The 9,840-nt window shown below is 40.4% G+C and carries 9 protein-coding genes, 2 pseudogenes and 1 riboswitch; of the genes and pseudogenes, 5 read left to right on the plus strand and 6 right to left on the minus strand.

Annotation, left to right across the window (positions count from 1 at the left end):
- Window positions 1–255, plus strand: a 255-nt coding sequence (locus tag F607_RS0121720) for a transposase (RefSeq protein WP_027709754.1), incomplete at its 5' end; no start/stop codon positions are given.
- A gap of 22 nt (window positions 256–277) precedes the next feature.
- Here F607_RS0121720 and F607_RS0121725 read toward each other — a convergent pair.
- Entirely contained in the window at window positions 278–574 is a 297-nt protein-coding gene (locus F607_RS0121725; RefSeq protein ID WP_027709755.1) for a transporter substrate-binding domain-containing protein, read from the minus strand.
- Window positions 575–895: 321 nt separating this feature from the next.
- On the opposite strand from F607_RS0121725, the gene F607_RS0121730 reads away from it, so the two are divergent.
- From F607_RS0121730 to moaD, 4 genes are all read left to right on the plus strand, one after another.
- Entirely contained in the window at window positions 896–1,780 is an 885-nt protein-coding gene (locus tag F607_RS0121730) for an aspartyl/asparaginyl beta-hydroxylase domain-containing protein (RefSeq protein WP_027709756.1), read from the plus strand.
- A complete protein-coding gene (locus F607_RS0121735; protein ID WP_027709757.1) occupies window positions 1,777–2,676 on the plus strand; it encodes a DMT family transporter in 900 nt (299 codons plus the stop codon). Before F607_RS0121730 ends, F607_RS0121735 begins: the two co-directional genes overlap by 4 nt.
- 845 nt (window positions 2,677–3,521) lie before the next feature.
- A riboswitch (molybdenum cofactor riboswitch) is annotated at window positions 3,522–3,653 on the plus strand.
- Window positions 3,642–4,616, plus strand: a complete 975-nt coding sequence (gene moaA / locus F607_RS0121745) for a GTP 3',8-cyclase MoaA (RefSeq protein ID WP_027709758.1) — start codon at window positions 3,642–3,644, stop codon at window positions 4,614–4,616. (Overlaps the previous riboswitch by 12 nt.)
- A 68-nt stretch (window positions 4,617–4,684) precedes the next feature.
- Window positions 4,685–4,939: a molybdopterin converting factor subunit 1 gene (gene moaD / locus F607_RS0121750; RefSeq protein WP_027709759.1), complete on the plus strand. Its 255-nt coding sequence runs from the start codon at window positions 4,685–4,687 to the stop codon at window positions 4,937–4,939.
- 61 nt (window positions 4,940–5,000) lie between these two features.
- On the opposite strand, the gene narI is transcribed toward moaD, so the two are convergent.
- The 5 genes and pseudogenes from narI to F607_RS34855 all read right to left on the minus strand — a co-directional run.
- On the minus strand, window positions 5,001–5,633 hold the full coding sequence (narI, locus tag F607_RS0121755) for a respiratory nitrate reductase subunit gamma (protein ID WP_027709760.1): 633 nt from the start codon (window positions 5,631–5,633) through the stop codon (window positions 5,001–5,003).
- Complete coding sequence (narJ, locus tag F607_RS0121760; protein WP_027709761.1) at window positions 5,630–6,415, minus strand: nitrate reductase molybdenum cofactor assembly chaperone; 786 nt, start codon at window positions 6,413–6,415, stop codon at window positions 5,630–5,632. The genes narI and narJ overlap by 4 nt, the downstream gene beginning before the upstream one ends.
- Window positions 6,416–6,418: 3 nt before the next feature.
- Window positions 6,419–7,951, minus strand: a complete 1,533-nt coding sequence (narH, locus tag F607_RS0121765; RefSeq protein WP_027709762.1) for a nitrate reductase subunit beta — start codon at window positions 7,949–7,951, stop codon at window positions 6,419–6,421.
- A 14-nt stretch (window positions 7,952–7,965) separates the two neighbouring features.
- Window positions 7,966–9,576 (minus strand): annotated as a pseudogene (locus F607_RS31070) (molybdopterin-dependent oxidoreductase); the annotation flags it as partial.
- A gap of 25 nt (window positions 9,577–9,601) precedes the next feature.
- Window positions 9,602–9,840: pseudogene (locus tag F607_RS34855) on the minus strand (IS1595 family transposase); the annotation flags it as partial.

Here is a 9,840-nt window from a genome sequence, read left to right on the forward strand (position 1 = left end):
AGCGGTTATTCAGGTAATCCAGTCGTTGAATGGGTAAAAGAGTCCCATGAAATCACTCGTAGCATAATACTTGAGGTCGTTGAAAAAGCGGGTAAAGGGTTTAATGTTGTAAAAAAACGCTGGGTTGTTGAGCGTACTTTTTCATGGTTAATCAACTATAGGCGTCATTCTAAAGATTATGAAGTTTTAACGAGAAATAGTGAGGCAATGATTCACATTGCTATGCTGCATATTTTAGTCAAAAGAGTTGCTTAAATTTTGATTTTTAAGACACCTTCTAAGATGCTGGGGCCAGTACATCGAGTTGACCATGTTCAAGTTCATATATTGAGCGATTCCAAGGTTGGTTACGCCACTCTATCGGGCAATCCAGCTGTTTACTGACATGGTTAAGAATTATTACATCAAATCCAGCTGGCGCCAGACTTCCATCAGGGTCTTTATGCATAAAAGGTGGGAGTTGAATCCAAGCAGAAGATAACGCAGGCTTTATGCAGGCCGTTATACCTTTTAAGGGTATGGTTACCAACAACAATAACATTAAATGTAAAATAAGCGATTGATAACTTTTCACTGGTAATTACGTTTCATTTTGCTAATCCCCATTTAAGGGTAGCACATGAACTTTTCCTCACTCTCCGCTTAAGTGGAGAGCACTAAGATTTATACCCATATTGAAAATTCATAGTAATGGATATACTAAAGTCTAATACTAAGAAATGAAATAATAGTGTAACTTTATTGAAACTAAGATTTGGTTTTACGTTGTTTTCATAAATAACTAACTGACAATGCAGTTTTATTTTTAAGTAATAAAACTTTTCTTTAGTTCGCTATGTGTGCCAAACAAAAAATACAGTAATACACTTTTTTAGTTGTGTAAGGAGTCACTGCTATGCCGTCAAAACTTATTGGCTTTATAGATATTGAAAAATATAACATTAGTGAGGAAGTAAGCTATTTAAATGCTATTCCAAAGCAACGTGAGGAGTATGATGAGTTTGGTCAAGGGTACTGGAAAAACTTATCATTGTATAATAGTAGCGGGCGTAAGAATGATACTCAGTATAAAAATGCTAATCAGTGTATAGCTACAGAGTATATGGATCGTTGTCCTGAAGTAAAACGCTTTATAGAAGACAATTTTAGTATGGTCTCATTGCGCATGGTTCGCGCGCGAAACTTGATTGACGGTATGGTTATTCCGCATAGAGATTTTGTTGAGTTAGATAACAATGTAAGTTATTTTAGAGTGTTTATCCCTCTAGAAAAAAATGAAGATGCATACCACTCTGATAGCACTGGCGTTTTTCAAATGAAGCCTGGTGAAGTGTGGTATTTAGACGCAGGTATAGACCACGCTGCTATAAATTTCTCCTCTCAAAGCCGCATGTTTTTATGTCTTGATTTTGTTTTTAATGATAAGTTTAACGATGTTGATATCTTTAAGAATACATCTAGTGTTGTATTTAATGTAAAACCAACGTATAAACAGCGTCAAGCGTTGCCTGAATCAGTTAGAGAAACTATTGTGGAAAGCATGTCGCTTATTCTGAGCAAGGAAACGTTCAAGGATATTTTGTTTGCTATATCAAAATATCATTTTATTTATGACATTGAAGTGGCAGAGTGCTATGAGTGGTTTATTGATGCCTGCGTTAAAGGTGGACATCAGGATTTGGAACTTAAAGCACGTGACTTACAAAGATATCTTATTGAAAAGCGAGAATTAAATGAACGTTTTTCAATAAATGATTGGACATCAAAACAAGTAGCATGATTAAACTATTAGAAAAGTTTGCTCCAGTGCTGTTTCTAGTGATGTGGAGCAGTGGCGCAATTTTTGTAAAGTTGGGATTAGCCAGCGCATCTGTGTGGTCTTTTTTAGCAGTACGAGCAGCAGGGGCATTGCTTCTGCTGCTCGTCATTATTTGTATTTTTTTCCGTTCTGTGTTTTCGGAAATACGTGATTTAACTAAAAAAGATCTTTCTAGCTTACTAATTACGGGCCTTTTATTACAGGGCGCGTATCAGAGCTGTTTCTTTTTAGCCATATATTATGACTTGTCTCCCGGAGTACTTGCGTTAGTGTTGGGTTTACAGCCTATGCTGACACCTATCGTTGGGCGGGAACGCATTTCTATGTCTAAATATGTGTTCCTGTTGATTGGACTTTCAGGGCTTGCAGTTGCAATTGTGGGGTCAAAAGATACGACTAATATCACTGTATGGGGTATCGTGTTTGGTTTGTTATCAGTGCTTGCGATTACTATTGGCTCGGTACAGCAAAAACAAAGTAACCAACCACCGTTAATTTCTGCACTATTACAATACTGTGCGGCTTCTGCTTTATTTATTACCATTGTCTCGTTGGTAGGGTGGAGTGCAAAAGTTGATATTAATTTTGTCCTAGCCTCTTCATGGATGATTGTTGTAGTTTCAGTAGGTGCAGTATTATTGTTACTGTTTATGTTGCAGAAAGATGCCGCCAGTAATGTGAGTGTTTTATTTTATTTTGTACCGATTTTAACCATGTTGTTTGATTATCTTGTATTTGGTACACAGTTATCTTGGGTTATAGTGATTGGAACTACCATTGTCCTTTCATCCATTTATCTTTATCGGTTACCTGATGCAAAACCGCACTTACTCAGTGTAGAGTCCAAAGGTGAGTAAAAATTTCTTTGCTACGCATAGGCTGAACACTAATCAGTCACGCAGTGTTATAGCAAGGTATGTATGTAAGCCCTTTAATGATTAAAGGGCACAGGCAAGTCGCGCATACTTTGCTTTTCGCATATTTTGTTTTTAGAGTGCCATTGCCAACTAAAGTACCATTGCTCCAAAGTTTGTATACCCTTCACGAATGATTTCTAGGTTTTGTTATCTTCACTCTTGAACACCAAGGATGGTGGAAATGCAGTTTATGCAGGAGCATTTAACTGCCACCCCAATCACCTATTAATATAGGCTCATGGGGCTTCGTCACTCAATGGCCGCACCTGGGTATATAATGCCCATCTAATACGCCGTAAATCCTCCTCTGGAGGCTTGGCTGCCGCAAGGAATATCGCGACAAGCTGGTAAAAAGTGGTTAAGTTTGTTTGAGTTTGATCAATAAACACTGGAGTAAATGAGTTATATATATTGAGAGATACCTATTTATAGGTATCTGGAGTTGGTGCTTGTTAAACCCTTATTGACGTATTTTCATGCTGCTTCTTGAGGGGCAGCCTACAACTAAATAGGTATAAATTACGTTATTTGATGTGTGAATGAAATTTTTAGTGATAACTCATGTTCTCATTATAAGAGGTACAGTATGGTTACAGAAAAAGTAATAGTGTGTTTTAACCTGTGTCAGTTGTAGTGAGCTATTGACGGAGAGCATGTTGTGAATCAGCGCGGAGGTTCGATTTGCGCCTTAGCACTAAGTCATTATACTTAGCGCTAGGGTGACTGACTGTCAATTACCCACAATGAAGGGTCTTTAGATGAGTGTGACCCTCTAGCTTATTGATAATGCGTCAAAACTCCGAGCTTTTATACCTAAACCGGATTGGCATGGTGTACTGGCCGTGGTTTTTACCACCGGGTTATCAGAGAAATCAGGTAGCCTCCCGAATTTGGAAAGGTGTTTTATGCTACAAGACTCATTTGGCCGTCGTTTTTACTATTTGCGGCTTTCAGTGACGGATGTTTGCAATTTTCGTTGCAACTACTGCTTACCTGATGGTTTTCAATGTGATAAATCAATTCCTGAATTTTTATCATTAAAAGAAATTGGTGTATATGCAAAGGCTTTTGCAGCCTTGGGTACAGAGAAAATACGTCTCACGGGAGGAGAGCCTGCACTGCGGCGGGAATTACCTGAAATCATTGCACAATGTAAGCAGACGGAAGGAATCAAAAAGGTTGCTGTCACAACCAATGGATATAACTTGCCATCAGTGATTGATTCATGGCATGACGCAGGCTTAGATGCACTGAATGTGAGCATAGACAGCCTAAATCCAGCCAACTTTAAAAAAATAACAGGCCATGATCGCTTACATAAGGTGTTAGTGGGTATTGAACGAGCACAATCTTTGGGTATTCGCTCCATAAAGATTAATGCTGTTTTATTAAAAAAAGATAATGCATCAGAGATTGATCAGTTTATTGAATGGCTAAAAAATAAGCCGGTTACCCTACGGTTTATTGAGTTAATGCAAACAGGAGACAATGAAGCTTTTTTCAAAAAGCAGCATCTAAGTGGTGCTTTAATTATCGAAGAATTAATAAATAAAGGTTGGCAACCTATTATTAAGGCGCATGATGCAGGGCCTGCCGAAGAATATTGGCATCCTGACTTTCAAGGCCGTGTTGGCGTTATCAGGCCATACAGTAAAGATTTTTGCAAAAGCTGTAACCGTCTACGTATCTCTGCACTTGGTAAGCTTCACTTATGCCTGTTTGCAAATCAGGGGATAGATTTAAGGGAATATGCTCAAGCAGGAGATGCTGAACGGCTTTCAAAGGCAATTACTGGTTTGATTATGAATAAAACACCTAGTCACTTGTTACATCAAGGGCATTCAGGGATGATCCAGCATCTCTCTATGTTAGGAGGATAGGCTGACAGGATTAGGTGAATTAACCTCAGTTTGCAGCCATAACTAATTATCTTTATTGGGTTTTTAGCATGATTAATGTACTTTTTTTTGGGCAATTACGTGAGCAGTTAGATTGTGATGCATTGACTATTGATTTAGATAAATTACCAGTTAAAACAATTGAGGAATTAATTAAATTATTAAGCCAACGAGGAGAGCTTTGGCAGCAATTACTGCAACAAGAAACCACTTTGGTAGCGTGTAATCATGAAGTGGTAAAGCGGCAGGCGAGTATTAAAGTGGGGGATGAAGTCGCATTTTTTCCACCAGTAACTGGCGGGTAAATGTTACCGTATAAATAGTGTTTTTTATACTAATGCACTACTTATACGGCAATCACAACCTTTAGCGAACTCTGGCCCTTACTAATTGATAGCGTCGACTCAAGTAACCTACGGGCACACTCCAAATATGGACTAAACGACTAAAAGGAAATACTAAAAATAATGTCATTCCAAGCCACACATGTAGCTTATAAATCCAGTGAACGCTTGCAATGGATAATGCTGCATCGTTTGCCTGAAAGGTGACAATTGACTGAGCCCAGCTCATTAATTTAAGCATCTCTTGCCCATCCATATGACCTGCCGATACAAAAATACTAAGTAAACCAAGCACTAGTTGAGCCAGTAATAACCAAAGAATAGTAAAGTCCATGATGTTTGTATTTGCACGAACACGAGGGTTTGTGAGACGACGTCTAATAAGAATGATTAACCCAGCTAAGCAGACTAAACCAAAAATGCCACCGAGTAACATGGCAACTAATTGTTTGAAGCTGGCTGATATACCTAAGACATGCCATACTGCAGTGGGTGTCAGACTACCTCGTCGTAGCTGGCGACTTTCGAATATTTGGCTGGAACTGGTTTTCCAAGTATATTGATCGCGATCGTAACGTATTAAGCTGCCAACAAAAAAAACGCTTAATGCAATATAGGGGTAAATGGCAAATAATAATGTATTGATGTAATTCATGGCTGTTCCCCTTCGGCAGTCTTTGCTGCAGATTTAGTCGATAGAGGTGATCGATTCTGTTGCCAGTTAACCGCTAAATAATGATCCTTGCGCTGAGCTTCGCTAGGGCGAAATTGAGTATGAGCACAATGATTCGTTTGTGTATGATTAGCGACACTGGATAGGGCATCTTGGTGTCCAAAACTGATCGCTTCTTCCTCCCAGACTTTGTCAATGGCTTCTGGAGTATCATCTTTGGCTTCATCTGCGATCTGAGCTCGCATTGCTGTTAAATCGACACTGACGTGTGCAAACGTAAGTAATGCTTTGAATAAAAGATGATACGGGCTGTTTCGTTGTTGGAGACGAGCGGCTAACAGGCTGAGAATATGTGCAATATCGTGCAACCATTCTGTAGCTTGTGATATGCCCTGGGTTGATACAAACTCAAGATAAAGTGGCAAAAAGTCGGGTAGCTCTTGTTTGTTAAGTTCTAGTCCGGCTTGATGATACTGGTCTAATAAGTTAACCATGGCTTGACCACGATCGCGAGACTCACCATAGGTGTGTTCAAATAAATGCAAGGAAAGTGATCGACTACGATCGAATAGCCCTTCATACTCACTTTGCCAGTCTAGTAAAGAATATGGTGAGTAGTGTTCAATAAAAGACAATACATGTTGTTTAGTTTTTTCATCTAAGGCGATATCTTGCAAGATAATTTGGTGGACTTCATCCATACTGCTTGCAATATCTTGAGTAGGGTAGTCCAGTAGTCGAGCAATAATAATAAGGCTTTTCATCACTTACTCCTTCATCACTACGGGAATAATATTGCGTGATGTTGCCGCTTTACCGCCAAACAGGTTGACATGGTTATCACCTGTGCTGCATCCATTACCAAAACTAAAGCCACAACCATGTTTTAGATCATAAGCATTTTCTGCATACTCTCGATGACTGGTGGGAATAACAAAACGATCCTCATAATTGGCAATGGCCATATAGCGGTACATACTTTCCACAGACACTTCATCTAAACCAACTTGCTGTAGAACCTCGTTATCATTGACTTGGTCAACATGTTTTGCTCGCATGTAGGCGCGCATAGCAATCATTCGTTCTAATGCTCTAATGACTGGTTTTTCGTCTCCGGCTGTTAATAAATTGGCTAAGTATTTGATGGGAATACGCAATGATTTAAGGTCAGGTATTTCACCGGTTTTACCTACATAACCAGCTTCTACTGCGGTTTGAATGGGACTCAGCGGTGGAACATACCAGACCATGGGTAAGGTGCGGTATTCAGGGTGCAGTGGTAAGGCAACTTGCCAATCTATTGCCATTTTATAAACAGGAGATTGTTGAGCAGCGGTTAACCATGCTTCGGGAATACCTTCTTGGCGAGCTGCTTTGAGTACCTCGGGATCATTAGGATCTAAAAATAAATCACATTGCGCCTGATATAAGTCTTGGGTATTTTCAGTGCTGGCAGCCTGATGAATTTGGTCTGCGTCGTATAATAAGACACCTAAATAGCGAATTCGGCCTACGCAGGTTTCAGAACATACGGTAGGTTGCCCACTTTCGATACGAGGGTAACAAAAGATACATTTTTCTGATTTACCACTTTTCCAGTTGTAATATATTTTTTTATAGGGGCAGGCTGAAACACACATGCGCCAGCCACGACATTTATCTTGGTCGATCAGCACAACGCCATCTTCTTCACGCTTATAAATCGCGCCGCTAGGACAAGAGGCGACACAAGCAGGATTTAAGCAGTGCTCGCATAACCTTGGTAAATACATCATAAATGTATTTTCAAATTGCCCATACATATCAGCTTGAATTTGTTCGAAGTTTTTATCGGCTCGTCGTTTGGAAAATTCCGTACCTAATATTTCTTCCCAGTTAGGACCCGATGTTATTTTTTCCATGCGCTGCCCACTGATTAATGAGCGGGGACGCGCAGTAGGTGGGTGGTTGCCTGATTTAGCTTGGTGTAAATGCTGATAATCAAAATCAAAAGGCTCGTAATAATCGTCAATTTCAGGCAATGCAGGGTTTGCGAAAATATTGGCCAGTATTTTTCGCTTGCTACCCATTTTGGGTTTAATCTCGCCATTGCTATGGCGTTGCCAGCCACCTTGCCATTTTTCCTGATTTTCCCACTGCTGAGGATAGCCAACACCTGGCTTGGTTTCGACATTGTTAAACCAGGCATACTCCATACCTTCGCGGGAGGTCCAGACATTTTTACAGGTTACTGAGCAGGTATGGCAGCCAATACATTTATCAAGGTTGAGCACCATGCCAATTTGTGCACGTATTTTCATGATTTTGACTCCCGTTACTCGTTATCTAGCCAGTCGACATGATGCATTTTTCTCACGACAACAAATTCATCGCGATTGCAACCAACCGTACCGTAATAATTAAAACCATACGCTTGCTGGGCATAACCACCAATCATATGAGTGGGTTTCATTACAGCGCGGGTGACAGAGTTATGAATACCTCCTCGGGTTTTAGTTAATTCTGATCCAGGGGTATTGACGATTTTTTCTTGGGCGTGATACATCATGGCCATCCCTTCAGGCACACGCTGAGAGACAACAGCACGGGCAGAAATAGCACCGTTAATATTGAACACTTCAATCCAGTCGTTATCCTCAAGACCAGCTTTCTGGGCATCTGTTTCACTTATCCAGACGATGGGACCACCGCGGGATAGTGTCAGCATCAGTAGGTTGTCAGAGTAAGTGCTGTGTATACCCCACTTTTGGTGAGGCGTAATCCAGTTTAATAAAATTTCTGGATGTCCATTGGCTTTTTGTTGATAGACGTCTTCTATCGTTTTTAAGTTAATGGGGGGTTTATATAAGCACTGGGTTTCACCAAAGTCGCGCATCCATTCATGGTCTTGATAAAATTGTTGGCGGCCTGTGAGTGTACGCCAGGGAATGAGTTCGTGGACATTGGTATAGCCAGCATTGTAACTAACGTGCTCATCCTCTAAACCAGACCAGGTAGGTGAAGAAATAATTTTTCGCGGTTGAGCTACCACATCATGAAAGCGAATTTTTTCATCAGCTTTGGGGTTAGCTAAATGGGTGTGATCACGCCCTGTGACTTTACTCAGTGCAGCCCATGCTTTGACGGCTACCTGACCATTTGTTTCGGGTGCAAGTGTTAAAATAACTTCAGCGGCATCAATCGCACTATCGATTTTGGGGCGTTGATGACGAGGGCTGTCTTCGGTATAGGTATGATTGAGCTTACTTAATAATTCAACTTCAGTTGTGGTATTCCAGGAAATGCCTTTACCACCATTACCTAATTTTTCCAGTAAAGGGCCCAGTGACGTGAAGCGATTATAGGTATGAGGATAATCGCGTTCTACGACAACCATATTAGGCGCTGTTTTTCCGGGAATTAATTCGCACTCTTTTTTCCACCAGCTTTGGATGCCAAAGGGCTGCGCTAACTCAGCAGGTGTATCATGTAAAATAGGCACAGTGACTAAGTCTTTTTCAACACCTAAATGACCTTCAACCACCTGACTGAATTGTTTGGCAATTCCTTTAAAAATATCCCAATCACTGCGCGCTTCCCAGGCAGGATCAACCGCTTTGGTAAGAGGATGAATAAAGGGATGCATGTCTGAGGTATTTAAGTCATCTTTTTCATACCAGGTGGCAGTGGGTAATACAATATCGGAATACAAACAGGTGGTGGACATCCGAAAATCAAGTGTCACCAGTAAATCAAGTTTGCCCTCAGGAATTTCATCATGCCAAGTGATATCCTCCGGTTTTTTTCCACCGGTTTCACCCAGGTCTTTATTCATCAATCCATGGCGAGTACCTAATAAATGCCGAAGCATGTACTCATGGCCTTTCCCTGAGGAGCCTAATAAATTTGAACGCCAAATGAAAAGATTTCGAGGATAGTTTTGAGGAGGCTCTATATGGATTCCTAGGGGGTTATATCAATAGCTCTATTAGATCATTAAGTAAGCTTTTTCCTCGGCACTTTATATTGTACACAAACTCAAATAATGCTAAATAAAAAGGTAGTTTTTCTTGAGAAATACCTCGATGAGGTCTTAACCATGAGCGTAGTAATGACCAACAACCTTCAATGGTGTTAACATGTACTTCGTGAAAACCATCCCCATCTTCATCACGAGCATACTCCCCTTTCCCGTGACAAACGGTTTTAT

Origin of the sequence: Zooshikella ganghwensis DSM 15267 (assembly GCF_000428585.1) — a bacterium.
Classification (GTDB): domain Bacteria; phylum Pseudomonadota; class Gammaproteobacteria; order Pseudomonadales; family Zooshikellaceae; genus Zooshikella; species Zooshikella ganghwensis.

Coding starts and splice junctions, on each gene's coding strand:
- moaD (WP_027709759.1), top strand. CDS start 4,685: ATGATTAATGTACTTTTTTTTGGGCAATTACGTGAGCAGTTAGATTGT.
- narH (WP_027709762.1), bottom strand. CDS start 7,951: ATGAAAATACGTGCACAAATTGGCATGGTGCTCAACCTTGATAAATGT.
- F607_RS0121730 (WP_027709756.1), top strand. CDS start 896: ATGCCGTCAAAACTTATTGGCTTTATAGATATTGAAAAATATAACATT.
- moaA (WP_027709758.1), top strand. CDS start 3,642: ATGCTACAAGACTCATTTGGCCGTCGTTTTTACTATTTGCGGCTTTCA.
- F607_RS0121735 (WP_027709757.1), top strand. CDS start 1,777: ATGATTAAACTATTAGAAAAGTTTGCTCCAGTGCTGTTTCTAGTGATG.
- narJ (WP_027709761.1), bottom strand. CDS start 6,415: ATGAAAAGCCTTATTATTATTGCTCGACTACTGGACTACCCTACTCAA.
- narI (WP_027709760.1), bottom strand. CDS start 5,633: ATGAATTACATCAATACATTATTATTTGCCATTTACCCCTATATTGCA.